General features: G+C 38.5%; 9 protein-coding genes. 3 read left to right on the top strand and 6 right to left on the bottom strand.

What is annotated here, in order from left to right:
• Positions 1–142: 142 nt before the first annotated feature.
• Positions 143–1,945: a DUF4856 domain-containing protein gene (locus F580_RS0114950; protein WP_019028551.1), complete on the bottom strand. Its 1,803-nt coding sequence runs from the start codon at positions 1,943–1,945 to the stop codon at positions 143–145.
• Between the two features lie 476 nt (positions 1,946–2,421).
• A complete protein-coding gene (ffh, locus tag F580_RS0114945) occupies positions 2,422–3,807 on the bottom strand; it encodes a signal recognition particle protein (protein WP_019028550.1) in 1,386 nt (461 codons plus the stop codon).
• Between the two features lie 364 nt (positions 3,808–4,171).
• Here ffh and F580_RS0114940 point away from each other — a divergent pair, with 364 nt between their 5' ends.
• Positions 4,172–4,969 carry a cytochrome C assembly family protein gene (locus F580_RS0114940; protein ID WP_019028549.1) on the top strand — a complete coding sequence of 266 codons (798 nt, stop codon included), beginning with the start codon at positions 4,172–4,174 and terminating at the stop codon, positions 4,967–4,969.
• A 148-nt stretch (positions 4,970–5,117) separates the two neighbouring features.
• Positions 5,118–6,422: an HlyC/CorC family transporter gene (locus tag F580_RS0114935; RefSeq protein ID WP_040357407.1), complete on the top strand. Its 1,305-nt coding sequence runs from the start codon at positions 5,118–5,120 to the stop codon at positions 6,420–6,422.
• Between the two features lie 336 nt (positions 6,423–6,758).
• On the opposite strand, the gene F580_RS0114930 is transcribed toward F580_RS0114935, so the two are convergent.
• From F580_RS0114930 to F580_RS0114915, 3 genes are all read right to left on the bottom strand, one after another.
• Positions 6,759–7,379, bottom strand: coding sequence for a transglycosylase SLT domain-containing protein (locus tag F580_RS0114930; protein WP_019028547.1), 621 nt, complete (start codon positions 7,377–7,379; stop codon positions 6,759–6,761).
• Between the two features lie 1,287 nt (positions 7,380–8,666).
• Positions 8,667–10,271, bottom strand: coding sequence for a glutamate--cysteine ligase (gene gshA, locus F580_RS0114920; RefSeq protein WP_019028546.1), 1,605 nt, complete (start codon positions 10,269–10,271; stop codon positions 8,667–8,669).
• 167 nt (positions 10,272–10,438) lie between these two features.
• Positions 10,439–13,330 carry a M16 family metallopeptidase gene (locus F580_RS0114915; RefSeq protein WP_019028545.1) on the bottom strand — a complete coding sequence of 964 codons (2,892 nt, stop codon included), beginning with the start codon at positions 13,328–13,330 and terminating at the stop codon, positions 10,439–10,441.
• Between the two features lie 78 nt (positions 13,331–13,408).
• On the opposite strand from F580_RS0114915, the gene F580_RS0114910 reads away from it, so the two are divergent.
• Positions 13,409–14,101, top strand: a complete 693-nt coding sequence (locus tag F580_RS0114910; RefSeq protein ID WP_019028544.1) for a TIGR01621 family pseudouridine synthase — start codon at positions 13,409–13,411, stop codon at positions 14,099–14,101.
• 176 nt (positions 14,102–14,277) lie between these two features.
• Here the strand turns inward: F580_RS0114910 and F580_RS0114905 are convergent, their stop codons facing one another.
• Positions 14,278–15,624: a sodium-dependent transporter gene (locus F580_RS0114905; protein ID WP_026301461.1), complete on the bottom strand. Its 1,347-nt coding sequence runs from the start codon at positions 15,622–15,624 to the stop codon at positions 14,278–14,280.
• Between the last annotated feature and the right edge of the window lie 116 nt (positions 15,625–15,740).

Below are 15,740 nucleotides of genomic sequence, written 5' to 3'. Positions count from 1 at the left end.
TCAATAAGTAGCCCTGATATTGTTCTACTTATTAGCTAGGCTTTAAACGCAACAAAGCTCGAACAACATATTTGTTCAAGCTTTGTTTAAAATTTTAGCTTGTTAGCCCTAGGTTTTAGTGACCTGGACTAACAATAAACGTTTACCAATTAGCAACGTTATCAGCGTCAAAGTTGTATGCAATTCGTAATAACTCACTAGCTGAAGCTAGGTCTGTGCGATAGGCTGCAACATTCGCAGCATCTAATACAGGTGCATCTTTTAATAATTTATGTAATGTAACAAACTTAGCTTCATTACCTTCAGCAACAAATTTTGTTTCTGCTTCACCAGAAATTGGAGAATAAGGGTTAAATTGTAAACCTAAAGCAAAACCTTTAAGCTCAGAGAAGTGCTTAGCAGCTGTTACAAAATCAAACTCACCTGTAGCTGTTTCAAGGGGCTCTAAATCACTACGTAAATCATTTATGTAATGAATAACTGTTGCAACAACAGCACGCTCCCAAGCATCAACAGCAGTATCGCGGTATCCAACTAATTCAAGCATTTCAGCGTCAGTTAAGTCAAAGCCTGCTCTATCATTAATTAGTTTACGACCATTTAAGAATGCTTCCATCGCTTGTTTGGTGTAATCCGTTGCTGCCGGGTTTGCACTGCCATCAGGTAATAGTTTTGAACCACGATCTCGTTTAGCGGCATTTACAGAGTTTCCAAAGTTAAACTCGCTAGTTAAGTCGATACCATCTTGACCATCAGTATCGTGTTGACCATTCCAATCTTCACGACCGTCTTCTGCAGAGGAAACTTTACCTGAGATTTCATTATCGTTATACGCTAAGTAATCACGAGCTGCGCCAAAATAACCAAAACCTTCATCAAATTGGTGCTCTAACGAAGTGTAATCTTTAGTACCATCCTTATCGCCAGTTATGTTATCTGCAGCTAGACCTTTATTTTCATCTAAATAGTCATCTGTCGCTTGGGAATAAGTAATAGACATTAACAAGAATTTTTGGATTAGCTGATTTAAATCAGTACCAGTTTGAGTCACATAGAATGGAATTTCTTTATTGGTAATAGGGTCGTTGTGCTCCTCGTTATTAAAAACAGCTATAGCATTATCAGCTAGCTGATCGAAGAAACTTTCAATTAAGCCTGTTGGGGTAATTGAACCTTTGACGCCCCAGCCAGCAAAGTCACCATCATTCCATAACTTATGTTGGCCACCAGCATCATTACCTGCAACTTTACCTTTTAAAGTTTTTAGACTTGATGAAATATCACTAAAGGTTTTTTGCTTGGCTTCAGTGAAAGTTATTGGGAAAGCACCGTCTTCCCAGTCTGAGCTCTGACCATCAAAATAAGTATTTAGTTTTGTAATAACATCTGCTTTCGAAGTTAACTTTCTACTCACTAAATCAGCTTCTAAACCACCCTTACCAATGTAATGCTTAAGCTCAGCAATTAATGCATGACGCGCAGATTGACCGCCGTAAGATACGCTTGAATTATTAACATCGCCTACTTTGCTCATAAAGCCGTAATAATCAAGTAAGTCATTTACATTCAAGGTGAATTCTTTAGTGAAACTCGCGCCAGCGCTATCCGTTACAATAATGTCTAATGTCACTGACTTAGTTTGTTCATAATCAAACATAAAGTCTGCACCGACACTTAGCTGATTTCCGTTTGTCACCATAATACTATTACTGCTAATGGAGGTACCAAAAGTAAAAGTATCATTTGCATCAGCATCCGTTGCTGTTAGCGTACCTATCACAATGCCTTTTGCATTTTCATCGAAACTATTACTTGATAATGAAATATCTGTTGGTGCAGTATTAACAACCTCAGGCTCTGGATCACTACTACTTGAACCACAAGCAGTTAATGTTGATATAGCTACCATTACGGCAATTGCTAGTGCTTTTCTTTGAAATTTCATCTATTACTCCAATAGTGCTCATTATTGCCTTACATTGTTACCTCAACGACTAAACAAAGAGATAATATATTATGTAGGCTAGAGCTATTTTGTATTATTTTAATTGCCAACATAGTACACAACTTTAAACACGAATGCGAATAAATCTCATAAAGATGTGAGTTATTGTTACCAACATCGACTTAAAGTAACAAATGTAATACAAAGGCATGTGCCTCCCTCATAAGATAAAAATAAAAAAGGCCGCTAATGCGACCTTTATTGAACAGTGTGAGTTTGAATACAGTGGTAGTTATCGACCGAACATACCGCCACCGCCCATACCAATGCCCCTAGGTCTGTATTGCGCATCATACGAGGTGTGATGCGCCTCTCCAAAAAGCTAAGTCTCATAAGTACCGACTTCACCTGCAAAAAATAAAAAAGGCCGCTAATGCGACCTTTATTGAACAGTGTGAGTTTGAAAATAGTGATATTTAACGACCGAACATACCGCCGCCGCCACCCATGCCGCCTGGTGGCATCATGCCTTGCATGCCGCGCATCATTTTTTTCATGCCGCCTTTGCCTGACATTTTTTTCATCATTTTTTGCATCTGGGTAAATTGCTTAAGTAGCTTATTTACATCTTGGATTTGAGTACCTGAGCCAGCTGCAATACGACGTTTGCGTGATCCTTTAATAATATCAGGACGTTCGCGTTCACCGGGTGTCATAGAATTAATGATAGCTTCCATTTGCACGGTGATTTTATCACCCATTTGATCTTTGATTTTATCAGACATGTTACCCATGCCCGGCAGCTTATCCATTATACCCATCATGCCGCCCATACTTTTCATCTGGACAAGTTGGTCACGGAAATCTTCTAAGCTAAAACCTTTACCACTTTTAACTTTCTTCGCTAATTTCTCGGCTTGTTTTTTATCAATTTTTTGTTCAATTTCTTCAACAAGTGAGAGTACATCACCCATGCCTAAGATACGTGAGGCAATTCGATCTGGGTGGAATGGCTCTAAGGCTTCAATTTTTTCACCAACACCCATAAATTTAATAGGCTTGCCGGTGATATGGCGAATTGATAAAGCAGCACCGCCACGAGCGTCACCATCGGTTTTCGTTAAGATTATACCTGTCAGTGGCAAGGCATCATTAAAGGCTTTAGCCGTATTCGCCGCATCCTGCCCCGTCATAGCATCGACAGTAAAAAGAGTTTCTACCGGATTAATAGCGCTATGAAGTTGCTGGATTTCGGCCATCATGCCTTCATCGACATGTAAACGGCCGGCGGTATCTACAATTAAGACATCGAAAAAGTTTTTCTTAGCGTGATCAATAGCAGCCGTTGCAATATCAATTGGCTTTTGTTTAATATCACTTGGAAAGAAGCCAACATTAATTTCATTCGCTAAAGTCTCAAGTTGTTTAATCGCCGCAGGACGATAAACATCGACACTAACAACCAATACTTTTTTCTTTTCACGCTCGGTTAAAAATTTGGCTAACTTGGCTACTGAAGTTGTTTTACCTGCACCTTGTAGGCCTGCCATTAAAATAACGGCTGGTGGCGCGGCTTTTAAATCAAGGGTTTCGTTAACGTCACCCATGGCTGATTCAAGTTCTTTTTGTACTATTTTGACAAAAACTTGGCCTGGGGTGAGGCTTTTAGAAACATCTGTACCCACTGCCTGCTCTTTTACTTTGGCAACAAATTCACGAATAACAGGTAAGGCGACATCTGCTTCAAGTAAGGCCATACGCACTTCGCGTAAGGTTTCTTTGATATTGTCTTCGGTTAAACGGCCGCGGCCACTTATATTTTTAAGCGTTTTGCTTAAGCGTTCGGAAAGATTGTCAAACATGGAATACTCTAACAGCGAAATATTGATAAGGTTAATGCTGCTATTATACCCAAATATCGAAAATATGCGACAGCATAAAATATCGTGTAACATTTTGACGTTATATTATTCACTGTGATGGCCTATCACCTATGAAAATCATCGTATAATCGAACTAAATTTATTTAATCCTTTCACCATCATTGGGTACTGAAAAACACAGTTATTCTTGCTACCTATCAGAAAACTTTAGCCTTGGTGAAAACAACGGCGCTTGGTTTCCCTTAATTTAAGTCAATACTTTGTGCTAATCACATGGCGCTGAAGTGTTTATCTGATAGAATCAGTTTTTAATCGATACTGTCAGCTGTTTTAGGGGATTTTAGTGGATTTTTTGGTATTAGGTTCAAGTTTATCTTTTTTGCTTTATATACTTGCTACATTGGCAATCGTCACACGGTTGTTTCATCCTAAAGGGCCGAATATCACCTTAGTATTAAGTTTAGCTACCGCGGCTATGATAGTGCACGGTTTTAATGATGCTGTACTATTCTTCTCTCAAGACAAAATAAACTTTAATTTACCCAATGTAATTTCCTTAGTCAGCTTAGTAATCACCTTGGTAGTCACATCGGTCGCTTTACGCTTTAAAGTCAATTTATTACTCCCTGTTGTCTATGGCTTCACCGGTTTATGGCAGTTGGTTATGATATTTCTTCCCCCTGTTGATTCAATCCCGCTAGTGATTGAGAAAGTTGTGCTATTAAGTCATATCAGTTTTGCTCTAATAGCTTATTGCGTATTAATTATTGCGACATTATTTGCCTTTCAAGTCACTTATATTAACTTTAAGCTTAAAAGCAAAAACCTAACTGCGGTCGCTCATTTACCACCACTTATGCAAGTGGAAAAGCAGCTTTTCAAGATTTTAGCCGTAGGGACGTTAATCTTATTTATTAGTGAAGTCATCGGCTTTGCTTTTTTAGAGGGTTTTCTCGCTAAGGAGAACGCTCATAAAACGGTACTGTCATTACTCGCCTTTATTATTTACAGCCTGATTCTTTTGGGACATTTTGGCCGGGGTTGGCGCGGCCATCGAGTTTTAGTGTTAATGGTCAGTGCTAGTGGCTTACTTACCCTTGCCTATTTTGGCAGTCGCTTGGTTAAAGAATTCATTTTATAAATAACGGCTAAACAAGCCTGTTATTGTCGCCATAACACCACTATAGCTCAGCGGTGTTATTTAATTATTTTAGTGTTAAATTTTACTTTAGACTTTTACTTTAAACTCTAACTTTAAACTCTTTTTTTTAAATAAAGGAAATCCTTTCTTGGACAGTATATCCACCCAGATGCTCTTTACCACTCTTGGCATCTTAATCTTTATTTCCGCCTATTTCTCAAGCTCTGAAACAGGCATGATGTCACTCAATCGTTATCGCTTACGCCACCTTGAAAAGCAAAAACATAAGGGCGCTATGCGGGTAAGCAAGTTGCTTAGTCGACCAGACCGTCTTATTGGTTTAATCCTTATTGGTAATAACCTCGTTAATATTGCAGCTTCTGCAATTGCTACTATCATTGCTTTGCGTATTTCTAACGAGATGGGCATCTCAGCAGATGTGGGGGTATTAACTGCCACCATTATATTAACCCTAGTCATCCTTATTTTTGCTGAAGTTACCCCGAAAACCCTGGCAGCCTTATACCCAGAGAAAATAGCCTTTCCTAGTTCAATTCTTTTATCACTGTTATTAAAAGTCATGTTGCCTTTTGTAGTTACCGTTAACTGGATAACCAATGGCATCTTAATGCTTTTAGGTATTAATGCCGAACAAAGGGAGCAACATAGCCTTAGCAGTGAAGAATTAAGAACCGTAGTAAATGAATCCGGCGCTTTGTTACATCCACGCGATCAAGATATGCTCGTCGGTATCTTAGACTTAGAGAAAGTCGTCGTTGAAGATATCATGATACCTCGCAGTGATTTAGTAGGCATAGATGTTAATGATGATTGGAGCAAAATTCAAAAGCAACTCACCCAAGCGAATCACACACGCGTGCTGCTTTACCGCGATAGCATTGATGATGTTGTTGGTTACATTCATGCAAGGGATGCACTAAAACTGTTATCGAAAAAGCAATTTACTAAAGCAACATTGCTGCGAGCTGTGCGTGAACTGTACTTTGTTCCAGAAGGTACACCTCTTAATATTCAACTGCTTAAGTTTCAACATGCTAAAGAACGTTTAGGATTAGTGGTTGATGAATATGGTGATATTCAAGGCTTAGTCACTTTAGAAGATATTCTTGAAGAAATTGTTGGTGATTTTACCACAACCATGACGCCAACAACCCGTGATGAAGTTAATCTGCAGCCTGATGGCAGCTACTTAGTCGATGGTAGCGCCAGTATTCGTGATATTAATAAAGAAATGTCATGGAAATTACCCACAGATGGCCCTAAGACGTTAAACGGCTTGATAATAGAGTACTTAGAAGTGATTCCGCACAATAACATTAGTCTTCGTGTTGCCGGCTACCCTATCGAGATCATTGATGTTGCAGACAATATGATTAAAACGGTGCGGGTGATGCCCGAGTATTATATTAATAATAACCCAGAAGACGAATAATTAAACAGTTACAAAGTTAATCACAAAGTTATCCACAGAGTTAAGCTTTCGAATATCCTTATTAAGCTTTCCACAATTTCTGTGGATAACATTTGCCAACCCTATCAGTAGCAGCCTTTAGTTATTTCAACAACTATTTAACAATATCACCGTCTTTTTTTTTCTGTTTGGTGATGAAAAGGCTAGCTATTACTGCAGCAGTCACCACAGCTAGGCTAAACAATTTTTTATTTTAAAAAGAACAATATGGCAGGCTTTATGCGGATGAAGAAATTATTAATTACATTTATTTACCGGATAGAATTTGCCATTATTGTTTTTATGCCTGTAACTGTTTCACTCAAAGAATAATCGCCATAGCCAACCATGATTGAGGTCTTCTTCACAGCTTTTTAGCTGGCTACTGTAACGTCGTGCACGGTTATCAACTTTACGCGAAACTTTCACTAGCCACGGCTTCTTCTTGTAACTTTTATTCTTAAAACCACCCCAACCTTCATGGTAGTTTAAGTACTGGCTATAGGCGTCCCACTTAGAAACACCATTCACTTTTTGGGTTTTAAAAATAAACCAGCCCATAAAGTCGATAGCGTCTTCAAAATCATCGCGATCAGCACCTGAGTTACCTGTTTCCCTAACGTAGTCTTTCCAAGTCATGGTTTTAGCCTGAGCGTAACCATAGGCACTACTCACCCTACCCCAAGGTATAAAACCAAAGAGGTAATCCATTGGTGGAATAGCATCGTGACGAAAAGAGCTCTCTTGATACATCATACTCATCGGTACATGAATAGGGACTCCCCAGCGCTCACGGACATCTTTGGCAGCAAAGTACCAATCACGATGTTCTCGAAATATCTCACAAATATTCTCAGGGTTTTTCGGAGGGGGAGTTGCACAACTAGCAAGCATTAAAACACTCATTGCGGCGACCAATACAGTTTTACTTGAAGGCATAAACAATTAACAGTTACTTAAATCTGGCTTTATCATGCCAGAAAGCCTGTATTAATGGCACTCATTGCTGAAAATTTTTAATCGAACGACACTATTTCAATAAAGTTTGATTATAAATGAAAATAATTTGAACTAACTAAAGAAACAGCACTCTCACTTAACAGTTATGTTATTCCCTTAGTGTTTTATGCGCATACCTTTATAGGTAAGCGCATTTTTTTATCTAAAATTTAATAAGTGCCATAATAATGATGTTATTCCGCTCTTTTAGTTAAATTAATTTGAACTAAACAAAGAAACTGTACTCTGATTTAATAGTTATGTTATTCCCTTAGTGTTTTATTTTATGCGCATACCTTTTTCGGTGAGCGCATTTTTTTTGTCTTTTTTGTCTAGTGTTTATTAAACAGCATAACCGTGATGTTATTCCGCTCTCTTTAGATACGTTTTATGTTTTATGCGCATACCTTTTTCGGTGAGCGCATTTTTTTTGTCTTTTTTGTCTAGTGTTTATTAAACAGCATAACCGTGATGTTATTCCGCTCTCTTTAGATACGTTTTATGTTTTATGCGCATACCTTTTTCGGTGAGCGCATTTTTTTTGTCTTTTTTGTCTTTTTTGTCTAGTGTTTATTAAACAGCATAACCGTGATGTTATTCCGCTCTTTTAGATAAATTAATTTGAACTAAACAAAGAAACGGTACTCTGACTTAATAGTTATGTTATTCCCTAGTGTTTTATTTTATGCGCATACCTTTTTAGGTGAGCGCATTTTTTTTGTCTTTGATGTGATGAGCTTAGTTTAAATAACAAATCCATAATGTTACTCCGCTCTCTTCAGATACGTTTCATGTTTTATGCGCATACCTTTTAGGTGAGCGTATTTTTTTGTCTATGAAGTGATGAGCTTTGTTTAAATAACATAACCAAGATGTTATTCCGCTCGAGGTAACGAGCTAAGAGATGGCTTAATAACGATGTCGCAATTTATACGATAATTTTATTGAGATTTAATAGCTAACATTAGCCATTGAGGTTGCTTTTGGTGGGGTTATCACAATAAAGAGCAGTGAATAAATAACTTATTTTTAAATAAAGTGAACTTATTGTTTGACTGTAAGTCATAACATATGAAAGTTCCTTCCCTGGATTGCTTTCATTTAGTTTAAGTAACTATTTAATTAGCTTTACTTAACATATACGGCGCGTCAACTAGACGCGCTTTTTTTTACCTTTTTTTCAGCTCTTACCAATCCCCTTAGTCAGGTAAACTTTCACTCGAGATTTTAGGCGAAATAATCAGATAAAAAATCATCGAAGTTCAGTTTATCATTCGCTTCAATTTCAGCTTGTGCTTGATGTGATGCTGGCACACTCGCATCAAAAAAATCTTGTTGATAAAACTGGTAGGCACGGTCTTTAGCCTCCTGCTGATATTGGCTCGCTATATCCAAAGCATATTGCGATAAGCTTTGCTCTTTTATAATGGCTAGTAACTGCGCTGAGGGTGTTAAACTAGCATCATTGATCTTAGCTTGCTCACGAATAATAGCTTCGCTGTAATTAGTCGTTTGATAAGCGCGATCTAACAGAACGGCCACTTGCTGCATTTCTGCAAACAGTTCATTACCCCAGGTAGAAATAGATTTAAGTTCGACTTCACCCTCGCTATTAGTATCAGACAGTAATAATTTTGGATCTCGACCCCGCATTACTACCTCATTCATATTCGACTCATGAATTTTTTGTGCCGAACAATCAAACTCTTCATTATCAACAAAAGCGCAAAAGGTCAGGAATATATCTAAGAAATGAACTTGTTCGATGCTAATACCAGTATCTGAAAAAGGATTAACATCAAGTGCTCTTACTTCTATGTACTCGACCCCACGTTCTCCTAATGCAACTGAAGGTTTCTCTCCAGATTTAGCAACGCGTTTAGGGCGTATGGGTGCATATAATTCATTTTCAATCTGTAGCACGTTATCGTTAAGCTGTTGGTATTGACCATTAACTTTAATGCCAATATCAGCGAAATCTTTCGATTTTAGTTTGATCGCTTGCTGTACACCATCAACATAATCGGCCAAGTTGTTATAGCAAATTTTTAATGCTGACTGCTCAGAGCTGGTATAACCCAGGTCACTCATGCGCAGTGACGTTGCATGTTCAAGGTACAAGGCGCCATGTTTAGTCTTTTTAAAAGGCAACTTTTGTTCTTTACCTTGTAAAAACGAACCACAGATTGCCGGAGAGCTACCGTATAGGTAAGGAATTAACCAGCAAAAACGTTTATAGTTTCTTAAAATAGAAAAATATCGTGCTGAAATGAAGTCATCAAGAGGTAATGACTGCTCACCTGGCGACTTTATTTTTACCGAGTCATGCAGTTGTTGCTGTACTTGCCAGAAATCTTGCGAAAATGAAAAGTTAAAATGAATACCCGAGATAACTTGCATCATCGAGCCATAACGATTTTTCAAACCCTGACGGTACACTGTCTTCATTTTACCTATGTTTGAGCTACCGTATTGCGCCAGCGGTATTTTTTCAGCATCGCTAACAAAACATGGCATACTCATAGGCCACAGTAGTTCCCCTTCAATATTCTCAAAAGTAAATTTTTGTATATCTTGAAGCTGAGCAATAGCTTGCTCTGGAGAATGACTAACGGGGGTAATGAATTCAAGTAATGTTTCTGAATAATCGGTAGTTATCTGTCCATGGGTTAGTGCTGAGCCAAGCTGGTGGTAATGACCATGCTCAGATAATTTACCTTCAGGTAATATTCGTAATGCTTCCCGCTCAATACCGCGGCCAATGCCTGCTACGGCAGCCAAATTTTCACTTTGGCTAAAAGCGCCAATATAATCAGTTAACGATAGTGTCAAAATAATTCCTATTTATACTCAGTTAAGCAATTGCCCCACTGGATATTCTTACGCGTAGAAGACTTAAAACAAAAGACCCCTTAGATAATGATATAAATAAGGGGTCTTTCAATGATTTTCAATACCTTGTTATATAAATTCCGCTTTATTTATTCTGCGAAATAGTATTATTTGGCCAATTCCAGTTCAACCACCTCAATATTAAGGGCCTTTAATTGTGGCTTAACTACTAGACCGTCACCAACCACAATCCATTGCATAGGTTTTGCTAATTCTTTTGCCGCGATACTGTTTAGCTGCTCAAGAGTGATGTTATTTATTATATGGCTTTGTTCTTCACCATAATTTACCGGCAAATTAAATTGCAGTAACTGTCTTAAAAAACCACTTTTTTGACTCGGGGTCTCAAAACTTAAGGCTTCATTTTGTGAAATGGCTTGGCGCATAAAGGTCACTTCATCTGCCGTTAAACCATGCTGTTGGTAGTTTTTCAGCTCTGTTTCAATTTCTACCATAGCGTCATAAGTATGTTCTGCTTTAACACTAGCGCCGGCACTAAAACGACCTAACGTTTTGCCCGCTGAGAAGTAACTGGATGCACCATAGGTATAACCTTTATCTTCACGTAAATTTAAATTGATACGGCTATTAAAAGCGCTACCTAACGGGTAATTCATCAAGGTCGCTTTAAAGTGTTCACCTGTTGCATCATAAGTCATTGCTCGACGAGATAATTTAATTACCGACTGGGTGGCATCAGGTAAATCAACAAAATAAAGTTTATTTGGCGTTACTTGTGGGAACTGATAATCACCATGAATCTGGTAATCTTTCCCCTGCCAGGCTTTCAATGTATCTAATTTCGCTAACAATTCAGTTTTTTCAATATCGCCAACGACAACTAAACTCGCTTTAGCTGGTGAGAAATATGCTTGATAAAAACCTTTAACATCTGCAAGAGATATGGCTGATACCGTTGCTATGGTGCCGCTATCGGGTAATCCAAAACGATTACCTTTACCGTAAGTCACTTGCTTTAAGGCATTACTTGCTAACGTGCGAGCGTCTTTATTACCTTGCTCTAACCCTTGAATTAACTGATTTTTAACGCGGTCAAAATCTTCTTGCTTAAAGGCAGGTTTAAACATCATTTCATTCATTAACGCGAGTGTGGCATCGAGGTTTTTCACCAAACTATTCACTTTGATATAGGTATTACGTCCACCAGCACCAATAGATATATCACTGCCGAGTATGGCCAATTCATTCGATAACTCTTCTTTACTATGAACTGTAGTTCCTTCGTTCATCAAACTGGCAGTTAAGCTCGCTAAACCGGCTTTATCGACTGAATCAAGCAATACACCGCCATCAATACTTAATAACAAGCTTATTGTTGGCGTTTCGCTGTTTTTAGTGGCAATGATATCAATGCCATTAGTAAACTTTTCACGCCATAAGCTAGGTACTTTTATTTGAGGATTAACACCTGAGGCCGGCATAATACTACGATCAAAGTTACTGGTATTTTTCATCAATGGCGTATCAAGTTGCGCCAGTGTTGGCGGATTACTTACATCCGGTAAGGTAAAGTTATTCGCCTTTGCCACTAAGGCTTCTTGCCCATGGGGTACAATCGATAATATCGCAGCACCTTTGCCTTGAATATATTGCTTGAAGACTCGCATTACATCCGCTTTGGTCACGTTATTATAACGAGCCACTTGTTGCTCAGTGTAATTCGCATTGCCCAACATAGTTTGAAAATGGGCTAAGTTAGAGACTTTTCCTGACACACTTTGCAGACCATAAATGGTACCGGTTTCAATACCCACTTTGGTTTTTAATAAGTCATCGGCATTGACACCACGTTGCTCAAACTCAACTAAAGTCTCATTAATCACTTGTTCAATTTTTGCTAATGACAAACCTTGTTGCGGGTTTGGTAAAGCAAAAAAGTTCATACCACAGGCTAGCTCACGGCATGGGTGGCTAACACCGGCTTGCACAGCGACACCGGATTTAACTAAGTTTTTATACAGCAGTGATGTTGGACCACCACCTAAAATATTCGCTAATACATCTAAAGCTGGCTCATCTTCATGCATACCATAAACAGTTGGAAAGCTGATATAAAGTAGTGGCAAAGATACATTATCGGTAAATGAGTAATAACGGTTCTCACTCAAGGTTACCGAGGTTTTAGCAATATTTTCTACCGCTGGGCCTCGGCTTAATTCGCCAAAATATTTATTTACCCAAGCAAGTGTTTGCGCTTCATCGATATCACCACCAATAGTAAGCACTGCATTATTAGGTCCGTACCAACGAGAGAAAAATTCTTTTAAGTCTGTTACTGTGCCACGGTCTAAATCTGATATATAACCAATTGTCGGCCATGAATATGGATGTTCACGTGGGAAAATCATTTGATTAACGGTTTCATTTAATCGGCCATAAGGGCGATTATCAACATTTTGACCACGCTCATTTTTTACGGTCGCACGTTGGATCTCAAATTTTTCAGCCGTAATGGCTTCGAGTAAAAAGCCCATGCGGTCTGACTCAAGCCATAACATTTTTTCTAGCTGATTGTTCGGCACCGTTTCAAAATAGTTAGTTCGGTCGGAGTTAGTCGTACCATTGAGGTTACCACCACTTTGGGTGACAACTTTAAAGTGCTGTTCATCAGCAACATTTAGTGAACCTTGAAACATCATATGTTCAAAGAAGTGGGCAAAGCCTGATTTACCCAATTGCTCGCGAGCCGAGCCAACATGATAAGTAACATCAACATGCACTAGCGGATCTGAATTATCTTGATGTAAGATCACCGTTAAGCCATTCGCTAGCTTATACTTTTTAAAAGGTATATTAAGCGTACCTTGCTGAGCTACAACAGTCTCAACCAAACTAACCCCCGAAGGTAACGTTGTCGTTTCTTGGCTACTACAAGCAAATAATAAGGCCGTGCTTGCGGCAATTGCCGTGACTTTAAATGTAGATTTAAATTTACCTAATATCTGGGTAGAAAGGTGATTCTTAGGGGATTTTAGCAAAATAACATCCTGTAAAATGAGTAAAATATTGAAGTTTCAATTATCATAGCAAACATAAATACTTTTCGGTTAATTTTAATGTTTAAAACTATTGCAGAACATGCTGATTTTATTGTGGTTGATAAAGAGGCAGGCACAAATTTTCATGATGAAGGTGATATCGGCTCGGGGCTTTTCTCGCTCGTTAAAAGACATATACAAAACCAGAATAAGTCAGCAGAACTCTATCCTATACATCGATTAGATAAGATGACTTCAGGTTTAGTTATTTTTGCTAAAACCTTAGTGGGTGCGCAAACCTTTGGTCAGCTATTTAATGATCATGACATTGAAAAGTACTATCTTGCCATTGGCGATAAAAAACCAAGTAAAAAACAGGGCTTAATCAAGGGTGATATGGCGAAAAGTCGCCGTGGTATGTTCAAGTTATTACGCAGCATGGAAAACCCCGCAATTACCCAGTTTTTTTCCTATAGCATTGCGAATAAGCAACGCTTATACCTACTTAAACCGCATTCGGGTAAAACCCACCAATTACGCGTCGCACTTGCTAGCATTGGCACCCCCATCGTTGGCGACCCACTTTATTACACGACATCGAAAGTCGATAGAGGTTACCTACATGCCTATGCACTCAAGTTTAGTTATTTAGGCAAGTCTTTTGAGTTTACTTCACTGCCGAGTAACGGGCATTATTACTTAAATAATGAAGTTCATAAGCAATTAGCAGCAATAAAAAAACCTTGGCTGTTAAACTGGCCAAGGCTTTAGCGCGAACAAGTTCCCGCCTACAGGTTATCAATAAATCGTAGGCGGCTTATCTTGAATATAAACTAATCGCGCAATTATCTATAACGAGTGCCAAAATACTAGAGCTATCGCTGTCGGACAAATGAACTCATCGTAAGTAACAAAAGCACCAAGGCTACGGCCGTATTGATAACTAGCTATAAAGAATGCAAAAAAACTAAAGCTATCGCTGTCGGACAAACGAACTTAGTATACCAAGGCCAGATTTTCCAGAAGAAACTGTGCTCGACATCTTCATTACCTTGCTTGATTTCCGCTAAAATTTCATTTCTATACCAAATCCAACCAACAAAAACACAACATAACATAGCAATAATAGGTTGGCCGTATACCGTAGAAATACTGATCACTAAACCAAATAACAATTCAAAATTTACCACGATTAATGCGCTTAAGAGTAAAATAGCTATACCTATCACTGTAGTGGCTTTTTTACGTTCAATATGATGACGTTCAACCACAAAAGATACGGGTCCCTCTAACATAGAAATTGATGATGTTAATGCCGCTATAGACATTAAAACAAAAAAGGCAAAGGCAACAAATACACCAATATCACCCATACCAGTAAATAAGCTAGGTAATACATCAAAGACTAAGTTAGGGCCTGATATTAAACTGCCATCATCGGCAAAAATTTCGACACCTTGCGCCTGCGCAACATACATGGCAGGAATAATAAGTAAGCCCGCTAAAAAGGCAATAGAAACATCAATTAAGGTCACTTGCGCGCCTAAGGTTACTAAGTTTTCTTTTTTAGAAATATAAGAGCCATAAATGATCATGACACTGGTGCCTAACGACAGCGAGAAAAATGCTTGCCCTAAGGCGCTTATCAGTAGTTCTGGCTCAAAAATACGCGAAATATCTGGATTTAAATACGCGGCGAAACCTTCACGTGAACCGTCTAAGGTAAAGACATAGATGATCAATAAAATAAGTAAACCGATCAACATTGGCATCAAACGTTTTGACCATTTTTCAATACCCTGTTCAACACCACGGCGAATTATCCCTATGGTTAACATCATAAACAATGCGCTGAATATTAAGTCTCGAGGCACAGACTGTACCGTTAACCAACTTGAAGCTTGCTGAAAACCAAGTAATTGGCTGATGGGCTCAACGGCATAGGCCATCATCCAGCCAGCTAAAATACCATAAAAACTTAAAATAAGTGCCGCGCAAATAATGCCGCCAAAGCCGATAACAAAGGCAAAACGTTTTTGCCATAAATTACGTGACATTTTTTGCATACTGGTCACCGCATTGGCTTGACCATAACGACCAATTAACAACTCAGCCATAAACGCGGGATAAGCTAAACAAAATGCTAACACTAAGTACACTAAAACAAAGGCAGCACCACCATTGCTTGCTGTTTGGGTTGGAAAACCCCAAATATTACCTAAGCCTACAGCAGAGCCTGACGCGGCCATAATAAAACCGAAACGCGAACTAAATCCGCCTCTTGAAACACTCATTTATTATTCTCGTTGATGTTTTTAACCCCCACTAGATAAGGGAGGGATTTTTATAATTATTAGAATGGCTCTAATCTACTTAAAAGTGGGCCAAAAAAAAAGGATTAATGGCTAAT

This window comes from Colwellia piezophila ATCC BAA-637, assembly GCF_000378625.1.
GTDB classification, from domain to species: domain Bacteria; phylum Pseudomonadota; class Gammaproteobacteria; order Enterobacterales; family Alteromonadaceae; genus Colwellia; species Colwellia piezophila.
The sequence above is the reverse complement of the archived record's forward strand: the minus strand, read 5'-3'. Positions and strand labels throughout refer to the sequence as shown.